Annotated in this window: 18 protein-coding genes and 2 riboswitches; of the genes, 5 read left to right on the top strand and 13 right to left on the bottom strand. The window is 74.5% G+C overall.

Annotated features, from left to right (window positions below):
* The first annotated feature begins 108 nt into the window (after positions 1-108).
* Positions 109-2,409, top strand: coding sequence for a calcium-binding protein (locus tag ACFP3U_RS03715; RefSeq protein WP_380223668.1), 2,301 nt, complete (start codon positions 109-111; stop codon positions 2,407-2,409).
* 58 nt (positions 2,410-2,467) lie between these two features.
* Here ACFP3U_RS03715 and ACFP3U_RS03720 read toward each other — a convergent pair whose 3' ends face one another.
* The 5 genes from ACFP3U_RS03720 to ACFP3U_RS03740 all read right to left on the bottom strand — a co-directional run bounded on the left by ACFP3U_RS03720 (position 2,468) and on the right by ACFP3U_RS03740 (position 6,572).
* Positions 2,468-3,214 (bottom strand): endonuclease/exonuclease/phosphatase family protein, encoded by a 747-nt coding sequence (locus ACFP3U_RS03720; RefSeq protein WP_380223669.1) that lies wholly within the window; start codon positions 3,212-3,214, stop codon positions 2,468-2,470.
* Positions 3,215-3,341: 127 nt separating this feature from the next.
* On the bottom strand, positions 3,342-4,286 hold the full coding sequence (locus ACFP3U_RS03725) for an ROK family glucokinase (RefSeq protein ID WP_380223670.1): 945 nt from the start codon (positions 4,284-4,286) through the stop codon (positions 3,342-3,344).
* Between the two features lie 192 nt (positions 4,287-4,478).
* Positions 4,479-4,820: a DUF5304 family protein gene (locus tag ACFP3U_RS03730; RefSeq protein ID WP_380223671.1), complete on the bottom strand. Its 342-nt coding sequence runs from the start codon at positions 4,818-4,820 to the stop codon at positions 4,479-4,481.
* Between the two features lie 88 nt (positions 4,821-4,908).
* Entirely contained in the window at positions 4,909-6,081 is a 1,173-nt protein-coding gene (locus ACFP3U_RS03735; protein WP_380223672.1) for an ArsA family ATPase, read from the bottom strand.
* A 35-nt stretch (positions 6,082-6,116) separates the two neighbouring features.
* Positions 6,117-6,572, bottom strand: a complete 456-nt coding sequence (locus ACFP3U_RS03740) for an SRPBCC family protein (protein WP_376084123.1) — start codon at positions 6,570-6,572, stop codon at positions 6,117-6,119.
* A gap of 341 nt (positions 6,573-6,913) precedes the next feature.
* Here ACFP3U_RS03740 and ACFP3U_RS03745 point away from each other — a divergent pair, with 341 nt between their 5' ends.
* Positions 6,914-8,707: an AMP-dependent synthetase/ligase gene (locus ACFP3U_RS03745; protein ID WP_380223673.1), complete on the top strand. Its 1,794-nt coding sequence runs from the start codon at positions 6,914-6,916 to the stop codon at positions 8,705-8,707.
* A gap of 53 nt (positions 8,708-8,760) precedes the next feature.
* On the opposite strand, the gene ACFP3U_RS03750 is transcribed toward ACFP3U_RS03745, so the two are convergent.
* Positions 8,761-9,897, bottom strand: coding sequence for a glycosyltransferase family 4 protein (locus ACFP3U_RS03750; RefSeq protein WP_380223675.1), 1,137 nt, complete (start codon positions 9,895-9,897; stop codon positions 8,761-8,763).
* A 255-nt stretch (positions 9,898-10,152) separates the two neighbouring features.
* On the opposite strand from ACFP3U_RS03750, the gene ACFP3U_RS03755 reads away from it, so the two are divergent.
* Complete coding sequence (locus tag ACFP3U_RS03755) at positions 10,153-11,577, top strand: glycosyltransferase 87 family protein (protein ID WP_380223676.1); 1,425 nt, start codon at positions 10,153-10,155, stop codon at positions 11,575-11,577.
* Here the strand turns inward: ACFP3U_RS03755 and ACFP3U_RS03760 are convergent.
* The 6 genes from ACFP3U_RS03760 to ACFP3U_RS03785 form a co-directional block, all read right to left on the bottom strand.
* Complete coding sequence (locus tag ACFP3U_RS03760) at positions 11,574-12,521, bottom strand: hypothetical protein (protein WP_380223677.1); 948 nt, start codon at positions 12,519-12,521, stop codon at positions 11,574-11,576. The genes ACFP3U_RS03755 and ACFP3U_RS03760 overlap by 4 nt on opposite strands.
* Positions 12,522-12,757: 236 nt before the next feature.
* Positions 12,758-13,798: a C40 family peptidase gene (locus ACFP3U_RS03765; RefSeq protein ID WP_380223678.1), complete on the bottom strand. Its 1,041-nt coding sequence runs from the start codon at positions 13,796-13,798 to the stop codon at positions 12,758-12,760.
* Positions 13,799-14,076: 278 nt separating this feature from the next.
* On the bottom strand, positions 14,077-15,240 hold the full coding sequence (locus ACFP3U_RS03770) for a C40 family peptidase (RefSeq protein WP_380223679.1): 1,164 nt from the start codon (positions 15,238-15,240) through the stop codon (positions 14,077-14,079).
* A gap of 10 nt (positions 15,241-15,250) precedes the next feature.
* Positions 15,251-15,403: riboswitch (cyclic di-AMP (ydaO/yuaA leader) on the bottom strand.
* A 392-nt stretch (positions 15,404-15,795) separates the two neighbouring features.
* On the bottom strand, positions 15,796-16,839 hold the full coding sequence (locus ACFP3U_RS03775) for a C40 family peptidase (RefSeq protein ID WP_380223680.1): 1,044 nt from the start codon (positions 16,837-16,839) through the stop codon (positions 15,796-15,798).
* Between the two features lie 205 nt (positions 16,840-17,044).
* Positions 17,045-18,346, bottom strand: coding sequence for an NYN domain-containing protein (locus tag ACFP3U_RS03780; protein ID WP_380223727.1), 1,302 nt, complete (start codon positions 18,344-18,346; stop codon positions 17,045-17,047).
* A gap of 399 nt (positions 18,347-18,745) precedes the next feature.
* Positions 18,746-19,009, bottom strand: a complete 264-nt coding sequence (locus ACFP3U_RS03785; protein ID WP_380223681.1) for a hypothetical protein — start codon at positions 19,007-19,009, stop codon at positions 18,746-18,748.
* Between the two features lie 200 nt (positions 19,010-19,209).
* Between ACFP3U_RS03785 and ACFP3U_RS03790 the strand changes: the two genes are divergently transcribed.
* Together ACFP3U_RS03790 and ACFP3U_RS03795 are read left to right on the top strand one after the other, a co-directional pair.
* The gene (locus tag ACFP3U_RS03790; protein WP_380223682.1) at positions 19,210-20,079 is read left to right on the top strand and encodes a rhomboid family intramembrane serine protease; all 870 of its coding nucleotides are present in this window, start codon (positions 19,210-19,212) and stop codon (positions 20,077-20,079) included.
* Complete coding sequence (locus ACFP3U_RS03795) at positions 20,076-20,357, top strand: Lrp/AsnC ligand binding domain-containing protein (protein ID WP_380223684.1); 282 nt, start codon at positions 20,076-20,078, stop codon at positions 20,355-20,357. The genes ACFP3U_RS03790 and ACFP3U_RS03795 overlap by 4 nt, the downstream gene beginning before the upstream one ends.
* A gap of 13 nt (positions 20,358-20,370) precedes the next feature.
* On the opposite strand, the gene ACFP3U_RS03800 is transcribed toward ACFP3U_RS03795, so the two are convergent.
* Positions 20,371-21,786: an aminotransferase class V-fold PLP-dependent enzyme gene (locus tag ACFP3U_RS03800; RefSeq protein ID WP_380223686.1), complete on the bottom strand. Its 1,416-nt coding sequence runs from the start codon at positions 21,784-21,786 to the stop codon at positions 20,371-20,373.
* Between the two features lie 53 nt (positions 21,787-21,839).
* Positions 21,840-21,957: riboswitch (SAM riboswitch) on the bottom strand.
* Positions 21,958-21,993: the final 36 nt, after the last annotated feature.

Below are 21,993 nucleotides of genomic sequence, written 5' to 3' on the forward strand. Positions count from 1 at the left end.
GGGGCGGCGGGTGCACGGCGCACCCGTGGGACGACGAGGAGACTCACAGTGGACCGTTCGCCCAAGTCCAGGTCAGGCACACGGCCGGGGGTCGGCCGGGTCGCCGCGGTGGCAGCCGCCGGCCTGCTGCTCGTACTGGCGGTCCCCGGGGCGGCGCTCGCCGCGCCCGGCGACCTGGATCCGACCTTCGGCACGGGCGGAAGGGTGACCACCGACTTCGGCGGCGGGTCCGACGAGGCCCACGGGGTCGTCGTCCAGGCCGACGGCAAGATCGTGGTGGCCGGGTACGCGGGTGCCACCGACGACTTCGCCCTGGCCCGGTACAACCCGGACGGCAGCCTGGACAGCGGTTTCGGTACCGGCGGCAAGGTGACGACCGACTTCAACGGCGGCTCGGACGCGGCGCACGGCCTCGCCCTCCAGAGCGACGGCAAGATCGTCGCGGTCGGCCGCAGCGAGGTGCCCGAGGGCGGCGTCGGCTGGTTCTCGGTGGCCCGGTACAACACCGACGGCTCCCTGGACACCGGCTTCGGCACCGGCGGCAGGACCGTCGTCGACTTCGGCACCGGCGGCGCCGACGACGCGTTCGGCGTCGCGGTGCAGGGCGACGGCAAGATCGTCGCCGCCGGTCTGACGGGGGGTGACTTCGCGCTGGCCCGCCTCAACACCGACGGCACCCTCGACAGCGGCTTCGACAACGACGGCCGGGCCACCACCGACTTCGACGGTGGCGCCGACGCGGCTCGCGCGGTGGCGGTGCAGGGCGACGGGAAGATCGTCGCCGCCGGCTACACCGGCAGCGGCGCCGGCAACTACGACTTCGCGCTCGCCCGCTACACCTCCACCGGCGCCCCCGACACCGGCTTCAGCAGCGACGGCAAGGTCGCCACCACCTTCGGCGGCGTCGAGTTCGCCCACGCGCTGGCCCTGCAGCCCGACGGCAAGATCGTCGCCGCGGGCTACACCGGCAACGACTTCGCCCTGGCCCGCTACAACAGCGCCGGCAACCTCGACGGCGGCTTCGACACCGACGGCAAGGTCACCACCGACTTCGGCGGCGGTGAGGTCGCCTACGGCGTCGCGGTGCAGTCCGGCGGCGCGATCGTCGTCGTCGGCTCCACCTCGACGGGCAGCGGCGGCAGCGACTTCGCGCTCGCCCGCTACACCTCCACCGGCGCCCTCGACACCGGCTTCAGCGGCGACGGCAGGGCCACCACCGACTTCGGCGGGGGCTTCGACCAGGCGCTCGGCACCGCCGTCCAGCCGGACGGCCGGATCCTCGCGGCCGGATACAGCGACGGCGACGCGGCCCTCGCCCGCTACGACGGCTCCGCCGGTACGCCCGCCGGGGTGGACCTGTCGGTCACCAAGACCGGCCCCGGCAGCGTCACCGCCGGCGCCCAGGCCGCCTACACCGTGACGGTCACCAACAACAGCGCCACGGCCGCCACCGGCGTCACGCTCTCCGACTCGATCACCGGCCCGGGCACCGTGCTCTCGGCCACGCCGGGCCAGGGCAGCTGCACCACCACCGCCACCGGCGCCAGCTGCGCACTCGGCACCCTCGCGGCCGGCGCCTCCACCACCGTGACGGTCACGGTCGGCACCACCGGCGCGGGCACCCTCGCCGACACCGCGACCGTCGGCGCGACCCAGAGCGACCCCGTCCCGGCCAACAACACCGCCACCGCGAGCACCACCGTGAACGCCCCGTCCGGCGTCGACCTGTCGGTCACCAAGACCGGTCCGACCACGACCAGCATCGGCGACACCCCGGCCTACACCGTGACGGTCACCAACCGGAGCGGCAGCCAGGCCGCCACCGGCGTCACCCTCACGGACACCCTCACCGGCCCGGCCGCCCTGGTCTCCGCCGCGCCCGGCCAGGGCAGCTGCACCACCACCGCCACCAGCGCCAACTGCGCACTCGGCACCCTCGCGGCGGGCGCCTCCACCACCGTCACGGTGACCGTCGAGCCCCGGGCCACCGGCACCCTCACCGACACCGCGACCGCCGGCGCCACCCAGAGCGACCCCGTCCCGGCCAACAACACCGCCACCGCCACCACCGCCGTCAACAACGCCCACGGCTGCACGATCATCGGCACCGCCAACGCCGAGACCCTCGTCGGCACCGGCGGCAACGACGTCATCTGCGCGCTCGGCGGCAACGACACCGTCAGCGCGGGCAGCGGCTCCGACACCGTCTACGCCGGCTCAGGGAACGACATGGTCGACGGCGGGTCCGGCAACGACACGCTGTTCGGCGGCCTCGGGAACGACCAGCTGTTCGGCGGCCTCGGCAACGACTCGCTCAACGGCGGCCCCGGCACCGACACGCTGAACGGCGGCTCGGGCTTCGACAGTTGCACCGCGACCGCCGGCGACACGCTCATCAGCTGCCCGTAGCGTCCGGAGCGAGACGCGTTCGCGGCGCGGCACCCCTCGGGTGCCGCGCCGCATGTCCCTAAGGCCGTACGGGCAGTTGGAGCACCGCGAGCACCGGGAGATGGTCGGTGGCGGCCCGCAGGTCGGCCTCGGTGACGCCGGGCAGGCCGTGCGGGACGCCGCAGGCGAGCACCTCGATGCCGGGCGTCGCGAAGACGGCGTCGAGCCGCTGGTAGGGGTTGTCCGGGACGGAGGTCATCTCGCCGCCCCAGGGCGCCACCACATGCCCGTCCTGGAGCCGCCCGGCCAGCGACCGCCAGCCGGGGCCGTCCGGGTGCTCGTTGAAGTCCCCCGCGATCACGCCGAGTTCGGCGTGCCGCAGCTGTCCGGCGAGCAGTCCGAACTGCCGCAGCCGCTCGTCCGCGTCCAGGCTGAGGTGGCAGCTGGTGACGGTGAACGGCGCCGCGCCGGCCACCTCGACCAGCGCGGTCGCGAAGCCGCGCGCGTGCAGTCCGCGGGTCTTCGGCAGCAGCCGGTCATGGGTGGCCACCACCCGGACGCCGGGCCGGCCGAGCAGCAGCGGCCCGGCCGCGGTCCGGCCACCGCCGCTGAGGACCACCGTGCCGGTCGCCCGGGCGAGCCAGGCCGCCTGCCCCTCGGGGCGCCAGTAGCGCGGGGACTCCTGGACGCAGACCACGTCGGGCGCGCAGGCCCGGACCACCCGGGCCAGCGCGCGCCGGTCGTCGCGCAGCGAGCGGATGTTGTAACTGAGCAGCCGCAGCCGGCCCGGCGCGGGCGGCGGCAGTTCGGCCGGTGCGGTGGTCATCGCGGCACTCCTCCCCTGGGCGTCCCGGACGACGCTACCGCTCGTCAGGAGGCGCGACACGGCGGCGCAACACGACGGCGGCCCGGTTCGCGGGGAACCGGGCGGCCGTCCGACGGGACGGGGCGGATCAGAGCGTGCGGGCCAGGTCGGCCGCGCCGGCGATACCGGCGGCCGATCCCGTCGAGGCGAGCACCACCTCGGCGCGCGGACGGTGCACCCCACCGGTCAGGTAGTGCTCGAAGGCCTTGGCGACCGGGTCCAGCAGCAGCCGGCCGGAGTCGGAGACCCCGCCGCCGAGCACGAAGACGCCCGGGTCGAAGAGCGCCGCGAGGTCGGCCATCCCCCGGCCCAGCCAGTCGGCCAGCTCGGCGTAGCAGTCCAGGGCGAGCGGGTCGCCCTCCTCGGCGGCCTGGGTGATGTGGATGCCGCGGATCGTCTCGGCGACGCCGTCGTTGAGCTCCAGCATCCGCCGGCCGCGCACCTGGTCCTCGGCGGCGTGCTCCCGGCCGTACCGGCGCAGGGCGCGACCGGAGCCGTACTGCTCCCAGCAGCCCCTGCCGCCGCAGCCGCAGGGCAGGCCGTCCGGGACCATGTTGAGGTGGCCGATCTCGCCGGCCACGCCGAACCGGCCGCGGTGCAGCCGGCCGTCCAGGACGAGGCCGCCGCCGATGCCGGTACCGACGGTGATCAGCACCATGTCGCTGTGGCCGGAGCCGGCGCCGAAGCGGTACTCGGCCCAGGCGGCGCAGTTGGCGTCGTTCTCGATGACCGCGGGCAGGCCGGTGAGCTCCTCGACCCGGCCGCGCAGCGGCTCGTCCTCCCAGTCGATGTTGGGAGCGAAGATCACCGTCGAGCGGTCGCGGTCGACGAAGCCGGGGGCGCCGATGCCCGCCGCGACCACGTCGGGGTACTGGTCCTTGAGTTCGCGCACGGCCTGCGCGATCGCGTCGACCGCCCACTGCGGGTCGGCCGGGGTGGGCACCCTGGTCCGGGCGAGGATCTCACCGTCCTCGTCGACCACGCCTGCCGCGATCTTGGTCCCGCCGACGTCGACGCCGATGGTCAGAGCCATGTGTCCCTCAGCTATTCACTCGTTCCCGCTGGACGGAACGGTACCGCCCAACCCCGCCCGCGTACACACCGCCGCATACATTAACCGAAGACAGTCTGGCCCCGACGAGGCCGATCCCTTTCAAAAGTCGTACATTTTTCCCAATTGTGTCACAGTGCGTAGTTACGTCGTGACCCGGAGGGAATCAGGGGTTCACTGCTTGGCGGAGGGCCCCTCAGGGGCGTCCTCGTCCAGGTCCACCCGTTCGGGGCGGGCCGACTCCCCGGCCGTCCAGCGGCGCTCGCGGCCGGTCACCGCGGCCCGGTAGGCGGCCAGCAGCTCGGTCCCGGCGGCGGCGAGGTGGCCGTACACCTCGGGCTGCTTCTCGCGCAGGCGGTCGGCCAGCCCGGCCAGCGAGATCAGGGTCTCGGCGCTCGCCTCCTGGGCCTTCTCGCCGACGGCGGAGGCGAACCGGCGCACCTCGTCCACCAGCGGGCCCAGTTCCGGCCCGAACGGGTGCTCGGCGGTGGGCTCGGTCCGGTCGGTGCTGGTCATCGCGTGCGCCTCCTCAGCAGCGGCGACCGCACCCGCGGCCACCCGCCCCGACGCTACCGGACCCGGCCGGACGCCTTGGACGCTCGATCTACCTGGGCCAGAGGGCCGGGTCCGGGGCGAAGCGGATCGCCAGGACCCCGTCCTGCAGGCCCGCGCCGGCGACGTTGCACCGCCGCAGCGCCGACGGCAGCGGCAGTACCCGCCGGTGGGCGCCGAGGCCGACCACCAGTTCGTCCCCGCGCCGGACGAGGTCCAGGTCCTCGCGCTCGGCGCCGGGCAGCGCCAGGTGCCAGACCAGCAGGCCGTCCGCGGCCAGCCGGTCCTCGACGGTCCACGCCCCGGCCGGCCGCGCCTCGGGGCCGGGGCCGGCGCCGTAGAGGCGGTCGGCGACGGCCTCCAGGGTGGCCTCGGCGGGCCCGGTGGTGAGCAGCGGGATGCCGTCGCAGGCGGCGCCCAGCGCGGCGAGCTCCTCCCGGCGGCGCCCGGCGAGGGCGGCCAGCCACGGGTCGGGCGAGTCGGTGGCGGCGTCCGGCAGGACGCCGTGCACCACGACGGCGTCGGGGTGGTGGCCGTGCAGGGCGAGTCCGGCCCGGATCCGCCGCAGCTCCTCGAAGGGGTGGGCGTCGGCGGCGGTGACCAGGCGGACGCTGGTGCCGGGGGCGGTGATCGCGGCGCGCGCCGCGGCGAGCGCGCCGGCCGCCTTGACGCGCGCCTCGTACAGCCACTCGGCGGGCATCGGGACGCCGGCGAGGCCGGCCAGCAGGGGCCGCAGGGCCCGGGCGGCCTGGCGCTGCTCGGGGACGAGCCGGGCCAGGTAGCGCTCCAGCTGCTCGGGCAGGGCGAGGGTGGCGATCAGGTCGGCGGGCGGCGGGGCGAGCACCACCAGGACGTCCGCGTCGACGGCGGGCAGCGCGCGGAGCAGGGCGAGTCGGGCGGTGCCGGGGAGGGCGGTGAGCTCCTCGGGGTCGAGCGGCTCGGCGCCGAGCAGGTCGAGGGCGGGCTTGAGCCGGCCGCCGATCTCGTCGAAGGCGTGCCGGAAGGCGGCCTGCTCGTCGGTCCGGGCGACGGCCAGGCCGGGCGCGTACTCGGCCGGTTCGGCGTCCAGGCGGACGCCGAGGGCGGCGTCCAGGGTGCGGTGCGGGTCGTCGGCCGCCAGGAGCAGGGTGCGCCGGCCCTGCCGGGCGGCGTGCAGGGCGGTGGCGGCGGCCACCGTGGGCGCCGCCGGGTCGCCGCTGACCAGGATGGTGCGTGTCGCCGTCATGCCGTACCGCCCCCGTTCGTCGGTGCCGCCGGGCCTCAGAGCGCCTTGTCGGCGGCGGTGTCCTCGACCCGCTTCTTCAGGCCGGCCAGGGCCCGGTCGATGATGACCTTCTCGGCCTTGCGCTTGATCATGCCGAGCATCGGGATCTTGACGTCGACGGCGAGCTGGTAGGTGACCTCGGTGCGGTCGGCGCCGAGCGGGGCCAGCGTGTAGGAGCCGTCGAGCGAGCGGAGCATCTGGCTGCGGACCAGGGTCCAGCCGCACTCGCGGTCGCCGTCCCAGGTGTAGGCGAGGACGTGCTCGTCGCGGATGGCGCCGGCGTCCAGCACCAGCCGGACCTGGGCCGCGCGGCCGTTCTCGGCCGTCTCCAGGACCTCGATCTCCTTGACCTCGCCGGTCCAGGCCGGGTAGGCGGCGAAGTCGGCGATCACGGCCATGACCGTCGCCGGGGTCGCGTCGATGGTGATGCTCGACCTGGTGTGCTCCGCCATGGAATGGCCCTCCGCGTCGTCCCGTGCTGGTCCGGCCGAGCCTGCTCGGCCGGGTGCGCCCGGAGCAGGCTATCGCGCCCCGCGATCAGGTCGGCCCCTCGGCCCGCCCCCGGAGGCACCCGGGGGCGGACCGGCGCCGGAAGACGCCGTCCGTGACCGGGCGTTACCGGCCGGTCACCTCCGGGCTGTCGTAGGGTGCCATTCGAACGACCCGGTCCCGACCTGGTCGGAGGGGGGTCACGGTGTGACACTTCGAACACCGGAGCCGACCCCCCTGGCCGAAGCTGCCTACCGGGCAGTAACGTCCTGCCGTCCCGCAGCGTCGCGAACGAGGAGCAGTCTTGCTCGACTTCAGCCTTCCGGCCCTCTACCAGGTACCGAGCGGCGGTAACCTCTCCGACCTCGTGCACCAGAACGCCGAGCGGCACCCCGAGGTCGCGGTGCTCAGCCGCAAGGTGGACGGTCAGTGGCAGGAGTTGACCGCCGCGCAGTTCCTGGTCGAGGTGCACGCCGCCGCGAAGGGCCTGATCGCCGCGGGTGTCGAGCCGGGCGACCGGGTGGGCGTCATGTCCCGCACCCGGTACGAGTGGACGCTGCTGGACTTCGCGATCTGGACGGCCGGCGCGGTCACCGTGCCGGTGTACGAGACCTCCTCCGCCGAGCAGGTCGAGTGGATCCTCGGCGACTCCGGGGCGGTCGCGGTGTTCACCGAGACCGAGGCCCACAGCGCGGTGGTCGCGGAGGTCCGGGAGCGCCTGCCGGAGCTGCGGCACACCTGGCAGATCGAGGGCCCGGCGCTCGCCGCGCTGACCGAGTCGGGCCGCGAGGTCGCCGACACCACGGTCGCCGAGCGCCGCTCGGTCGCCACCGCCGACTCGCTCGCCACGATCGTGTACACCTCGGGCACCACCGGCCGCCCGAAGGGCTGTCAGCTGACCCACGGCAACTTCCTGGCCGAGTGCGGCAACGTGGTGGAGCGCCTGGCCCCGCTGTTCCGCACCGGTGAGAGCTCCGTCCTGCTCTTCCTGCCGCTGGCCCACGTGTTCGCCCGGATCGTCGAGATCGCCCCGGCGATGGCCCCGATCAAGCTCGGCCACGTCTCCGACGTCCGGGACGTCACCACCGAGCTGGCCACCTTCAAGCCCACCCTGATCCTGGGCGTGCCCCGGGTCTTCGAGAAGGTCTACAACACCGCCCGGGCCAAGGCGCAGGCCGACGGCAAGGGCAAGATCTTCGACAAGGCCTCCGACACCGCGATCGCCTACAGCCGGGCGCTGGACGCGGGCGGCGCCGGGCTGCTGCTCAAGCTCAAGCACGCCGTCTTCGACAAGCTGGTCTACAGCAAGCTGCGGGCCGCGCTCGGCGGCCGGGCGACCCACGCGATCTCCGGCGGCGCCCCGCTCGGCGAGCGGCTCGGCCACTTCTACCGGGGCATCGGCTTCACCGTGCTGGAGGGCTACGGCCTGACCGAGACCTGCGCGGCCACCGCCTTCAACCCGTGGGACAAGCCGAAGATCGGCTCGGTCGGCCAGCCGGTCCCCGGCGCCTCCGTCCGGATCGCCGAGGACGGCGAGGTGTTCTTCAAGGGCCCGCACGTCTTCACCGGCTACTGGAACAACCCGCAGGCCACCGCCGACACCCTGAAGGACGGCTGGATCGCCACCGGCGACCTCGGCTCGCTGGACGACGAGGGCTACCTGACGATCACCGGCCGCAAGAAGGAGATCATCGTCACCGCGGGCGGCAAGAACGTCGCCCCGGCGGTGATCGAGGACCGGATCCGGGCGCACGCCCTGGTCGGCGAGGTCATGGTGGTCGGCGACCGCAAGCCCTTCGTGGCCTGCCTGATCACCGTCGACGAGGACTTCTTCCCGAAGTGGAAGGAGTTGCACCGCAAGCCCGCCGAGGCCACGGTGGCCGACCTGCGCGAGGACCCGGACCTGCTGGCCGCCCTCCAGTCGGCGGTGGACGACGGCAACGCGGCCGTCTCGCACGCCGAGGCGGTGAAGAAGTTCCGCCTGCTCGACACCGTCTTCTCCGAGGAGAGCGGCCACCTGACGCCCTCGCTCAAGCTCAAGCGCAACGTCGTGCTGAAGGACTTCGCGGCCGACGTCGAGGCGATCTACCGCAAGTAGCTCCGCCGAGGCCTCCCCCCGGGCCGTACCAACGGCCCGGGGGAGGCCTCGGCTCAGCCCGCCAGCAGCGAGGTCAGCCGCCCGGCCAGCAGGTCCCAGCGCCAGGAGCGGTCCACCCAGCGCCGCCCGGCCTCGCCCATCCGCCGGCGCAGCTCCTCGTCCTTCAGCAGCCGGACGATCCGCTCGGCCGCCGCCGCGGGCGTGCCGCCCGGCACCACGTAGCCGGTCTCGCCCTCCAGCACCGCGTCCGGCGCACCGCCGGAGTCCCCGGCCACCACCGGCAGGCCGGTCGCCGAGGCCTCCAGGTAGACGATGCCGAGCCCCTCGACGTCCAGCCCGCCGCGCCGGGTGCGGCAGGGCATCGCGAAGACGTCGCCGGCGCCGTAGTGCGCCGGCAGCTCCTCCCACGGCACCGAGCCGGTGAACCGGACGGCGGAGCGCACGCCCCGGGCGTCCACCAGCTTCTCCAGGCCGGCCCGGTAGGGGCCGCCGCCGACGATCAGCAGCACGGCGTCGGGCACGTCGACGAGGATCTGCGGCATCGCCTCGATCAGGGTGTCCTGGCCCTTGCGCGGCACCAGCCGGGAGACGCAGACCACCACCGGCCGGTCGGCCAGCCCGAGCCGCTCGCGCACCGCGGCGCCGCCGGAGTCCGGGTGGAAGATCCGCTCGTCCACGCCGGGCGGCAGCTGCGCCATCCGCCCGGCCGGCTCCGGGCCGACCGCGGCGGCGATCCGGGAACGGGTGTACTCGCCGAGGTAGGTGAGCACGTCGGTGCCCTCGCCGATCCGGCGCAACAGCTGCCGGGCCACCGGCAGCTGGGCCCAGGCGGCCTCGTGCCCGTGGGTCATGCCGAGCAGCCGGCCGGCCCCGGCGCGGCGCAGGGCGGGGGCCATCAGCCCGAGCGGCGCGGCGGCGCCGAACCAGACCGAGTCGCAGCCCTCGGCCCGCAGGATCTCGGCGGCCCGCCGGGTGACCCGCGGTGTGGGAACCATCACCTTCGTCCGGTCGCGGATCACCGGGAACGGCTGCTCGGCGTCGAAGCGGGCCACCTCGCTGCCGTCGCGCCAGGTGGAGGCGTACACCACGATGCTTCCCGCGGGCTGACGGACGGCCATGTTGTGCACGAAGGCCTGGATACCGCCGGGCCTCGGCGGGAAGTCGTTGGTGACGATCAAGGTCTTGTGCATCAGGCCACGGCTCGCTCGGTCGGGGGGTGCTCGGTGTACCGCTGGGTGATCCGTACGATAGGTCAACACGACGACCCGCCGGGAACGGATCCACGCAGGGCAACCGTTCCACCCGTGGGTCTGTCCTACTACCTGGGTGGTCGGCGCGGCCGGCCCGGCCCCGCGCTGGTGGCCCGGCCCCGACGCGCCCGGACCGCCCGGGCGTCCGTCGCGCGGCGCCGCCGACGGGACGTCCGAGACGAACGAGGGAGCGCAGTGGAGTTGGCCCCGGCCACCGAGTCCGGTACACCCAGCGGCGCCGAGGGCTCCGGCACGGCGCTCGCCGTCCGCCGCGAGCCCGTGCAGCGCACCACGCGCCCCTCCGGCCGTTCCGGCGCGCTCCTGGCGCTCGGCGCGAGCTGGGTGGCCACCCGGACCCTGCTGCTGCTCCTGGTGACCGGTGTGCTGCGGCTGCCCGGCGGGGACATCACCGCCGACGTCTGGCTGATCTACCACGGCTGGTACGGGGTGCTGCAGACCGGCACCTTCCCGCTGGACGACGTCACCTGGCAGTACCCGCCCGGCGCCGCCCTGGTGATCCTGCTGCCCGGTCTGCTGCCCTGGTCCTACCTGGTCTCGTTCTGGGTGATCTGCGGGATCGCCGACGCGCTCGCGATGGCCCTACTGCTCCGCACCGGGCTGCGCAAGGGCCGGTCGCTGACCGGCGCCTGGGTCTGGGTGGCCGGCGTCCCCCTGCTCGGCCCGATGATCTACAACCGCTACGACGTGATCGTGACCGCGATCGCGGTGGCCGGCCTGCTGGCCCTGATCCGCCGCCCGGCGATCGGCGGCCTGCTGCTCGGCCTCGGCGGCATCGTCAAGATCTGGCCGCTGCTCGGCCTCATCGGCACCCCGTCCGGCCGCCGCACCCGGCGGTCCTGGACGGCCGCCGCCGCCGCGACCGCCTCGATCGGCTTCCTGCTGGCGGCCGGGATGAACGGCGCCTTCGAGTTCCTGACGTTCCAGAAGGACCGCGGCATCGAGGTGGAGTCGGTCGGCGCGCTGCCGATCCACTTCGCCCGGATCGCCGGGGGCTGGGACGGCAAGGTGATGATGAACTACGGCTCGGTCGAGATGCTCGGGCCGTGGGTGCCGCTGGTCAGCAAGGTGATGCTGGCCGGCACGGTGCTCGGCTTCGGCTGGCTGCTGCTCTGGCGGTTCACCGCCCGGCGGCGCAACGCGGCCACCATGTACGACGCGGCGCTCGCCGCGCTGCTGATCTTCACCGTGACCAGCCGGGTGATCAGCCCGCAGTACCTGGTCTGGCTGGTCGGCGTGGCGGCGGTCTGCCTGACCGTGCGCGGCACCAGCCAGCGGCCGGTGGCGCTGGTGATCCTGGCCGCGACCCCGCTGACCCTGGTGGAGTTCCCGCTGGTCTTCGGCGACGTGGTCGCGAGCAAGCCCGGCGCGATCGCCGTGCTGACCGTCCGCAACCTGCTGCTGCTGGTCGCCACCGTGCTGTCCTGCGTCCGGCTCTGGCGTTCGACCAGGCGCGCCGAGCGCCTCGCGGCCACCGTGGTGATGACCCGCCCCGAGCCGGTGCCGGCCGCCGCGTTCTCGGTGCGCCCGGGCATCGCGTACGAGCAGGACCTGCTGGACGGCATCGACCGGCCGACGGCCGCCCCGAGCGAGCGACGTTAGCGACTCAGGCTCTGGACCTCGGCGAGCCAGAGGCGGGTGAACTCGGCCAGGCCGAGGCCGAGCCGGTCCCGGAACAGCCCGTCCAGCCAGGCCTCCCGGTCCGCCCCGGGGGCCGCCGCGCCGACGGCCCGGTAGAGGGCCGTCAGCCGCTGCGGGCCCCACCGGCGGGCGATCAGGTCGCAGGCCAGCCAGGACTGCTCGTAGGCCTGCGCGAGGCCCTCCCCGCCGGCCGTCAGGGCGGCGTCCGCGGGCAGCGCGACGGGCAGCCGTCCGGCGGCGACGTCCCGGGCCAGCTCGGGGGCGATCTGCCGGGCCGACCGGCCCGAGTCGCGGTAGCCGGTCCAGTCGGCGACCCCCTCGGAGAGCCAGAGCGGCGTCCAGGCCCGGGTGTCGGCCCGGGTCGCCACGTGCATCGTCTCGTGGGTGATCACCACCTGCCGGCCGAAGTCGCTCAGCCGCGCGTACACCTCCGGGTTGACCAGCACCCGGTCCGCCGGGGTGTGCAGCGGCGCACCGGGGGCGGCGACGGTGACCGCGGCCAGCTCCGACCAGCCGGGCCGGTCCTCCGCCAGCAGCCGGGCGAACTGCTCCCCGGTGGCGGGCAGTTCGAGCAGCAGCCGGCCCGCCCAGGCGGTGCCCCAGAGCGCCTCGACGGCGGACACCGCCCGGTCGCCGACGGCGGCCGCCCCGTCGAGCGCCACCGGGCCCCCGGCGTCCGCGCCGTCCACCCCGAGCACCAGGCAGCGCGCGCCGGACGCGGCCCGGACGGCGCCGAGGTCCCAGAGCGGCGGCGGCCCGCCCGCACCCTCCTCGTGCTCGACCCGCCGGCCGACGGCGGAGCGGACCAGCGTCAACCGGCGCGGATGCACCACCGGCTGCTCGTCGTACCCGGTCACCGTGACGGTCAGTTCGGCGGTGGCGGTGCACCGGCCGGCCGCGTCCACCGGGCCGAGCAGCAGGTTCCGGTAGCCCGCGCGCAGCGGCAGCGGCGGCGGCCCGGCGGTCAGCGCCCGGGCCCGCTCGGCGAGCAGCGCCAGGACGTCGGCGTGGTCGTCCGAGGCCGCGGCGGCGGGCCGCGCCGGGCCGGCCCCGGGGAGCGACAGCTGGGCGAGGCCGCCGGCCGCGAGCAGCAGGGCGGTGCGCCGGGACGGGCCTTGGCCGCCGGCGAGGTCCGGGCGGCTCAGAGCCGGATCACCCCCGAGACCGGCATCGCGTTGACGCTCTCGTAGCGCACCCGGGCCCCCGGGTAGGGGGCGTGCACGATCACCCCGCCGCCGGCGTACATCCCGACGTGGTGCATGTCCCGGTAGAAGATCACCAGGTCTCCCGGTCGTGCCTCGGAGATGCTGACCCGCCGGCCGGCGTACGCCTGGGCCTGCGAGGTGCGCGGCAGGGTCACTCCGGCCTGCCGCCAGCTGTAGTACATCAGACCGGAACAGTCGAACGCCTTGGGCCCGGTGGAGCCGTAGACGTAGGGCGAGCCGATCATCCTCACCGCGGCGGCCAGCGCCGCGCCGCCGCGCTCGGAGGCGGGCGGGGTGGTGCCGAGGTCGAGCCGGTCGGTGCCGCGGGTGGCGCGCTGCTCGGCCTCGCGGGCGTCCTGGGCGGCGAGCCGGGCGCGTTCGGTGGCGCCGAGGCTGTTGAGCAGTTTCTGGGCCTTGGCGAGCCGCTGCTGGATCTGCTGCTTGCCGTCGGCCAACACCTTGCGGGTCTGCTCCAGCTCGGCGAGCTTGGCCGAGGCCTCGGCGCGGCGCTGGTCGAGCACCCGCTGACGGCCCAGCACGTCGTGCAGGGTCTCGTTCTGCCGCTCGGCGGCCTGGTCGAGGGTGCGGGCCCGGGACAGGTAGGCCGCCGGGTCGGTGGAGAGCATCAGCTGGACGGTCTGCGCCATCCCGCCGCCGCGGTACTCCGCGCCGGCCACGGTGGCCAGGTCACCGCGCAGCTGGTTGAGCTCGTCCTGGGAGAGCGCGATCTGCTGCTGCAGCGTGCCGGTCTCGTGCTGGAGCCGCTGCTGGGCCTCCTGGGCGGCGTTGAAGCGCTCGGAGGCCTGCTCGGCCTCGTCGTAGAGCTGCTCCACCTGCGCCTTGACGTCCTTGCGGTTCGTCGGGGCGTCGGGGGCGCCGGGAACGGCCCGGGCGGTGCCGGCGGTGGCCACGCCCAGCGCGGTGGTGGCCGCCGCGGTGAGCACCAGCGCCCGGGCGAGCGCATGCGCACCTGACAACGGGGAACGGCGGTGCACGGCCATGCGACGTCAGCTCCGATCCTGGGCCGGGGCCCGCCGCCGCTCCGGTACGGGCGGCTGTCGAAGCGGGCGTCCGGTGGCAGACGTTAGCGAGTCAGGGCAACCGTTTCCAAACCCCTCCGAATCCGAATATTCAGGCACTGATCGGACATCAGATCGGTTCGCCCGCCGGCCGTCCCGATGACCGGGGGAAAGCCGCGGGCCCGGTCTCCCCCACGGGGGAGACCGGGCCTGCCGGGAGCCTGCCGACCGGAGGGTCAGAGGCGCACGATGGAGTTGACCGGCATGTTCGACGCCGACTCGTAGCGGACCGACGCACCCGGCTTCGGGGCGTGGATGACCTGGCCGCCGCCGACGTAGATGCCCACGTGGTGGCGGTCGGCGTAGAAGATCACCAGGTCGCCGGGCTGGGCCTGGGAGATGTCCGAGCCGATCCGGGTACCGGCGTTGGCCTGGTCCTGCGAGGTGCGCGGCAGCGACACACCCGCCTGGGCGTACGCCCAGCCGGTGAGGCCCGAGCAGTCGAAGGAGTTCGGGCCGGTGGCGCCGTACACGTACGGGGCGCCGAGCTTGCTCGCGGCGGCGGCGATCGCGGCGGCGGCGCGCGAGCCGTTGGCGGCGGGCGCGGCCGGCGCGGCCGGCTTGGCGGCCGGGGCAGCGGCGGCGGCCGGCGCGCTCAGGTCGCTGCGGCTGGTGTCGCGGGTGGCGCGCTCGGCGTCCGCCTTCGCCTTGGCGGCCTTGGCGGCCTCGGCCTGCGCGGCGTCCGCCTTCGCCTTGGCCTCGGCGGCGGCCTTCTCCTCGGCGGCGCGGAGGGCCTGGCGCTCCTGCTCGGTGAGCGTGTTGAGCAGCTGCTGGGCCTGCGCCAGCTTGCCCTGGACGTCCTCCTTGGAGGTCTTCAGCTGCTGGGTGGTGGACTCCAGCTCGCCGAGCTTGGCCTGGGTCTCGGTGCGGTCCTGGTCCAGCCTGCGCTGCTGCTCCTGGAGCTCCTTCAGCGCGCCGGACTGGGTGGAACCGGCCTGGTTCAGCGCGTCGGCCTGGTTCAGGAAGTTGTCCGGGCTGGCGGAGAGCATCAGCTGGACGGTCTGCGAGATGCCGCCCGTGCGGTACTGCTCGCCGGCGATCTCGGCGAGGCCGCCCTGCGCCTCGGTCACCACGGCCTGCTGACGGGCCACCTTGTCCTGCAGGTCGGAGACCTGCTTCTGCAGTTCCTGCTGCTTGGCCTGGGCGCCGTTGTACTTCTCGGTCGCGACCTCGGCCTGCTCGTTGAGCTGGTCGACCTGCTCCTTGACCTGGTCCTTGGTCGGGGCCGGGTCGGCGTGGGCGCCGGACTGCGCGGAGAGGGCGACGGCAGCGGCGGCCAACCCGGTCAGGATCGAGACACGGGCACGGCCGGCGGGCTTGGGACGACGATGGGACGCCACGAAGGCGGACTCCTTCTTCCTCATCCGCCTACCGGGTGAGCTGACGGGTTCGGGCGGAAGCGTGCCCTACGACGCCTCACCGTCCGCGCGAGCGGGCGGCCTGGCGCCGATTCACCCCGGAGGAACGTGGTTCCCCGGCTCCGCTCCACAGCGGACCCCCGACTGCTGGGTCTTCGTCCGGACGGGCCCCTGCGGCCCCGCCCCGCTGCTTCGCGAACTCGGCGGCGAACCCCGCCGCCACCCGGGCTGGGTGATCGACTGTGCGTGGTTCGAGGCACGACCCTAGTAATAGAACCGTGATCCGTTCAAATCCTTGTCAGAAAAAAGCCGGAAGAATACCCAAGTTCCCTTGTGAAAATGACCGAGTGTGATCACGGGCCCACATCGAGCTGATCATTTTCGCCCGGACGGGCTAACGGCCGATCGAAACACCAGTGCCACCCCCGTCGGAGGTGGCACTGATCACAAGGCTCGGAGAACGGTCCCCGCGCGTGTCGTGGCGGTCCGTCAGACCCGTCAGAGCCCGCCGGACCCGTCGAAACCGGGGCAGACCCGTCAGACCCGGCGGATCGTGTTGATCGGCATGGCGTCGGCCTTCATCACCTTCACCACGTCACCGGTGTGCGGCGCGTGCACCACCATGCCGTTGCCGATGTACATCCCGACGTGGCTGCGGTCGGCGCGGTAGATGATCAGGTCGCCCGGCTGGGCCTCGGCCAGCGAGGGCACCCGGGTGCCGTAGTTGCCCTGCGCCTGCGAGGTGCGCGGCAGCGAGACGCCGGCCTTCCCGTACGACCAGACCATCAGACCGGAGCAGTCGAAGGTGGTCGGACCGGTGGCGCCCCAGACGTACGGCGAGCCCTGCTTGCTCATCGCGTTGGCGACGGCCGCGCCCGCCATGCCGCTGGCCTGCGGCAGGCTGCCCAGGTCGGTGCGCTCGCTGCCGCGCGAGGCGCGGTCGGCCTGCTGCTGCGCCGCCTTCACGGCCGCGCGGTCGGCGGCGCTCAGCGAGTTCAGCAGGTCCTGGGCTTCCTTGAGCTTCTTGTTGACCTCGGCCTTGGACTGGTTCAGGTCCTTGGTGGTGCTGTCCAGCGAGGCCAGGACGGCGGCCGCCTCGGACTTCTGCTGGTCGAGTCGGCGCTGCTGGTCCTGCAGGCCCTTGAGCGCCTCGGCCTGGCTGGAGCTGGCCTGCTGCACACTGGAGGCCTTGTCCAGGTATCCGGACGGGTCGGAGGAGAGCATCAGCTGGACGGACGGGTCGATGCCGCCGGTGCGGTACTGCTCGCCCGCCACCTCGGCCAGCCCCGACTGAAGCTGGGTCATCTGCTCCTGGCCGCGGGCGACCTGGTCCTGGAGCTGGTCCGCCTGCTTGCGCAGCTGGTCGGCCCGCTCCTTGGCGCCGTTGTACTTCTCGGTGGCCTGCTCGGCCTCTTCGTTCAGCTGGTCGATCTGCGCCTTGACGTCGTCCTTCTTCGGCGACGGGCTCGGCGCTGCGTGGGCGGCGACCTGGGCGGAGAGAGCGACCGCGGTCGCAGCGGCAGCGGTGAGCACGGAGACCCGCGCGCGGCTGGGCTGCTTGGGACGGCGGTGGGAGGCCAAGAGACCCGCTCCTTCTTCCAATGGCCTCACCCGATTGGGCGAGAATCCGGAAAATAGGTTTGACGCCAGACCCTAGTGAAGATCCACGTTTCGCGCCACTCCCACGATTGCGCGAACCTGGCCTCCGCACCCCGGCTTCACGAAACCCGCACAAGACCGCGATCCCGGCGCTGACCAGCCGTCATTCCGGTCACACCTCGACCGGCTACGGCCGGGCCAGCCGGTTCAGCAGGAGCACCGACGCGACGGGGCGCGCGCCGGCCTTCCGCACGCCCTCCGCCACCTCCCGGTCCGTGGAGACCACCACCACCGGGCGGCCCTGCGGCTCCGCCCGGACCAGCCGGCGGATCAGCTCGTCCGCCGTCTCCCCGGTCCGGCTGAACCGCACCCGCACCCCGCGCGGGGGCGCCATGATCACCGGCACGTCCAGGTCCTGGCCGTCGAACACACAGGTGACCTCCGCCTGGGTGCGCTGCGCCAGCATCGCCAGCCCGCCCAGCAGGCGGATCCGCTGCTGCTCCAGCGGCAGCGTCGGATAGCCCGTCTTGGTCACGTTGTAGCCGTCCACCACCAGATGGACCTGCGGGATCGCCAGCAGCTGGTCCAGCAGCGCCGGGTCGTCCTCGGCCAGTCCGCGCCGCGCCACGTCGTGCGGCGAGGCCGCGCCCGGCACCACCGCCTCCACCAGGTCCGCCGGGCGGATCTGGGAGACCGGCAGCGCCAGCTCCCGCTGGAGGCCCTGCGCCGACTGCAGCACGGTGTCCAGCAGCAGCCGCAGCCGCATGTCCTCGACGCTGCGCCCCTCGCGGGCCGACCGGCGGCCCTGCTCGACGGAGGTCTCCAGCTCCGTGACCCGGTGCCGCAGCCGCCGCGCCTCGCCCTCCGCGGCGCTGCGCTCCGCCGCCGCCTGCGCCCTGACCGCCTCCAGCTCGGCGGTGACCTTCCGGGTCTCCGCCTGCGCCCGGCGGGTGTCGCTCTCCAGCGAACGCAGCCGCCGGCGCAGCGACTCGGCCTCCTTGCGGACGTCCTCCGACTCGGCCCGCTGCCGCTCCAGGTCGGACCGGGCCGTGGTGCGCAGCTCGGCCAGTTCGGCCTGGAGCTTCTCGACCAGCCGGGTCGCCTCCGCCACCGCGCCCTCGGTGCCGGCCCGCTCGGCCTCCTCGCCGGCCTCGGCCACCAGCCGGCTCCAGCCGGCGGACCGCACCAGATAGGCGGCCGCGGCCACGTCCATCGGGTCGGCGGCGCCCGGCACGGTGCCCGACTCCAGGGCCCTGACAAGGTCCGGCTGGCCCAGCCGCAGCCGCTCCGCTATCCGCACCCGGAAGGCCGGCTCCGCCTCCAGCGCCGCGGCCAGCGCGGTCGCCGCGTACTTGGCCCGGCGGGCGGGGGTGAACTTGGCGTACTGGCGCAGCGACTGGGGCAGCTCGCCGAGCGGGAGGCCGCCGAGCGCGTCCGAGGCCAGGCCGACCACGCGCCGGCGCACGCCCTCGGGCAGCGGCCGGTCCAGCGTCTCGGGCGCCGTACGGTCGCCCTCCCCGCCGTCGCCGCCGGTCGACTCCCCCGCGTCCGGCTCGCTCGGTCCGCCCGGTCCGCCCGGTCCGCCCGCGCCGCCGAGGGCTGCCGCCGGCTCGTCACCGCCGCCGGACTCCTCCCCGGCCGGCGCCTCCGCCGGGGCCACGGTGCCGGAGGGGGCGGCCACTGCCGCGTCCGGCGCCTGCGCGTCCACAGCGGGCTGCCGCCCCTGCGGCCCGGCGGGCTCCTTCGCTGCGTCCACCACGTCCTCGGCTCCGATCCTGGTCCAGCGGGGTACGGCCGTCGGCCGCCACCCCCGTCACACTCCGTGCGTTCTCTCCGTATTGTCCCGTGCGGCGGGCGGCCACGCCGCCCGCCGCCCACCCACGAGCGGTCAGCCCTGCTCGGGGGCCCCGGCGGCCTCGTCCGCGCCGGGGCGGGCGATCAGCTCGACCTGGTCCACCGCGTTGCACCAGCGACAGCGCACCGACTCCACGGTCTCGCTCAGCACCTGGGTCTCCTCGACCTTGGACTCGCCGGCCAGGTCGAAGTGGAGGAACTCGGTGACCCGGGCGGTCCGGGTCACGTCGAAGCGGGTCAGGTTGCCGCAGAGCGTGCAGCGCCAGCGCGTCTCGGAGGTCAGGGCGGGGACGGTCATCGGGGATCCTCTCGGTGGTCCCGGAACGGGCTCAGGCGCTCCCCCCGGGGCCCCGGCGTCGGCGGCGGGAGGCGGGAATGCCCGGCCCAAGCCTATTGCCTGGGGCAACCTTCCCGGCCACCGGCCGACCGCTCCGGAGCCGTAGCCCACCTGCCGTAACCGCGCGGTGCCCGGCCCGCCCCGGGGGGATGCTGGGGCCCATGGCGATCCCGGTCCCCGCCCACGCCGGAGCGCACCGCGGCCGACCGGCCGCCACCGCCCCTGCCGTCTGCTACGCGCTGATCGCGCTCAACACCGCGGTCTTCCTGCTCGGACCGGCCGCCGGACTCAACCCGCTCTACGGCCGCGGCCAGACCCGGGTCTGCGCGGAGCAGCGCTACGAGCAGCGCTGGGGGGCCGTCCCCGCCGAACTGCTGACCGGCCACCCGCTGACCGCCGACCAACTGGCCGAGGCCCCCGACCCGGTGCCCGGCTGCCCGGCCGCGGCCACCCCGGGCAAGCACCCCGCGCTCGCCGTGCTCAGCGCGCTCTTCCTGCACGGCGGCTGGCTGCACCTGCTCGGCAACCTGCTCTTCCTGTACGTCTTCGGCCCCACCGTGGAGCGCCGGCTCGGCCGCTCCCGGTTCCTCCTCTTCTATGTGGCGGCCGGCGCGCTGACCACCTACGGCTTCTCGCTGGCCGAGGCGCACTCGCCGGACTCGACCCGGGTGCTGATCGGCGCCTCGGGCGCGATCTCCGCCGTGCTCGGCGCCTATCTGCGCTTCCACCCGCGTGCCCGGGTCACCACGCTCGTCCCGCTGCTGCTCTTCCTGCCGCTGCGCTTCCCGGCCTGGCTGGTGCTGGGGCTCTGGTTCGCCCTCCAGTGGTGGTCCGTCCACTCCGCCGGGCCTGGGGTCGCGTACCTGGTGCACGTGATCGGCTTCGCGGCCGGCTTCCTCTACGCCTGCACCCTGATCGAGCGCCGGCCCCGGCGCACCGGCACCCGCACCCGCCCCCGCCCCCGCCCCCGCGACGGTGCGGCCGATGCCCGATACCCTGGCGGCACCTCACAAAGGAGTACGCGACCGTGATCACCGCCATCGTCCTGATCAAGACCAGTGTCGACCGCATCCCGGAGATCGCCGAGGCGATCGCCGCCATCGAGGGCGTCAGCGAGGTCTACTCGGTGACCGGCGGCTACGACCTGGTGGCGATGGCGCGGGTGCGCCGGCACGACGACCTCGCCGAGGTGATCCCCGGCCGGCTGAACAAGGTCCCGGGCGTGGCCCACACCGAGACCCAGATCGCCTTCCGCACCTACTCCCAGCACGACCTGGAGGCCGCGTTCGCGATCGGCCTCGACGAGTAGCCGACCGGAGGCCTCAGCCCTCGCGACGGGTGTCCACGACGCAGCGGCCGCCCTCGTTCCGGTAGGTCCACGCCGCGCCGTCCGTGACCAGCTCCCGGACGGCGGCCAGGAACCGGTCCACGTGCTCGTCCGGGGTGCCCGCGCCGAAGCTCACCCGGATCGCGTTCAGGCTGCGCTCGCCCGGCAGCGACGGCTCCGGCGCGCCGCACTCGGAGGGCGCGGCCTCCTCGTCGCCGAGCAGCGTGCGCACCAGCGGGTGGGCGCAGAAGAGGCCGTCCCGCACCCCGATGCCGTACTCGGCGGAGAGCGCGGCCGAGAAGTGCGAGCTGTTCCAGCCCCGGACGACGAAGGACAGCACGCCCACCCGGGCCGCGTCGGCGCCGAACAGGTTCAGCACCCTGACCTCCGGGATCTCCGCCAGGCCGGCGTCCAGCCGGGCGATCAGCGCCCGCTCGCGGGCCTCCAGCGCGTCGAACCCGGCCTCGCCGAGCGCCCGACAGGCCGCGGCGATCGCGTAGACGCCGATGACGTTCGGCGAACCGGCCTCGTGCCGGGCCGGACCGGTGTTCCACTGCACGGCCACCGAGCCGTCCGCCTCCCGGGCCACCGTACGGGTGGCGCCGCCGCCGGCCAGGTACGGCTCGGCCGCGTCCAGCCAGTCGGCCCGGCCGGCCAGCACCCCGGCGCCGAACGGCGCGTACAGCTTGTGGCCGGAGAAGGCGATCCAGTCGACGCCCAGCTCGCGCACCGAGACCCGGTGGTGCGGGGCCAGCTGCGCGGCGTCCAGCACCACCCGGGCGCCGTGCCGGTGGGCGGTCCGGGTCAGCTCGGCGACCGGCCAGAGCTCGCCGGTGACGTTCGAGGCGCCGGTGACACAGAGCAGCTTGGGGCCCTCGGGCGCCTCGGCGAGCGCGGCGTCGAAGGCGGCGACCGCCTCGGCGTGCGAACGCGGGGCCCGCAGGTAGGTGACGCTCAGACCGGCGTGCGCCCAGGGCAGCAGCGAGGCGTGGTGCTCGGTCTCGAAGGCGAACACCCTGGTCCCGGCCGGGACGGCGCCGGCCAGCAGGTTGAGCGAGTCGGTGGTGGCGCGGGTGAAGACCACCTGGTCGTCCTCGCGCAGGTCCAGGAACTCGGCGACGGTGCGGCGGCTCTGCTCGAACAGGTCGGTGGAGAGCTGCGACAGGTAGCCGGCGCCGCGGTGCACGCTGCCGTAGTACGGGGCGTAGGCGGCGACCTCGTCCCAGACCCGCTGGAGGGCCGGGGCGCTGGCGGCGTAGTCGAGCGCCGCGTAGGTGACCTTGTCACCGTTGGCGAGCGGGACCTGCACGTCGTGGCCGAGGACGGCGAGGGGGGTGCTCGGGAGGGGCCGCGCGGAGCGCGCCGAATCAAGGGTGGCGGCGGGCGACGGGCGGGCGGCGACAGAAGACATGGGGATGCACTCCTATACGGGTCAGGGACCCCGGGAGTGCGATGTGATCCGGGCGTCCGCGCTTGCCACGCGGACGGAACGCCACGTGACCCGGTCCTCACCCAGGGCACCCCGCCACGGACGGAGGGTTGCCGGACAGCAAGCTGGGGCTTGTCGCTGTCGCTCATGACCTGGCCAAGACTGTAGGTCGAGTCCACCCCCCGGTCA

Origin of the sequence: Kitasatospora misakiensis (assembly GCF_042656005.1) — a bacterium.
Lineage (GTDB): Bacteria > Actinomycetota > Actinomycetes > Streptomycetales > Streptomycetaceae > Kitasatospora > Kitasatospora misakiensis.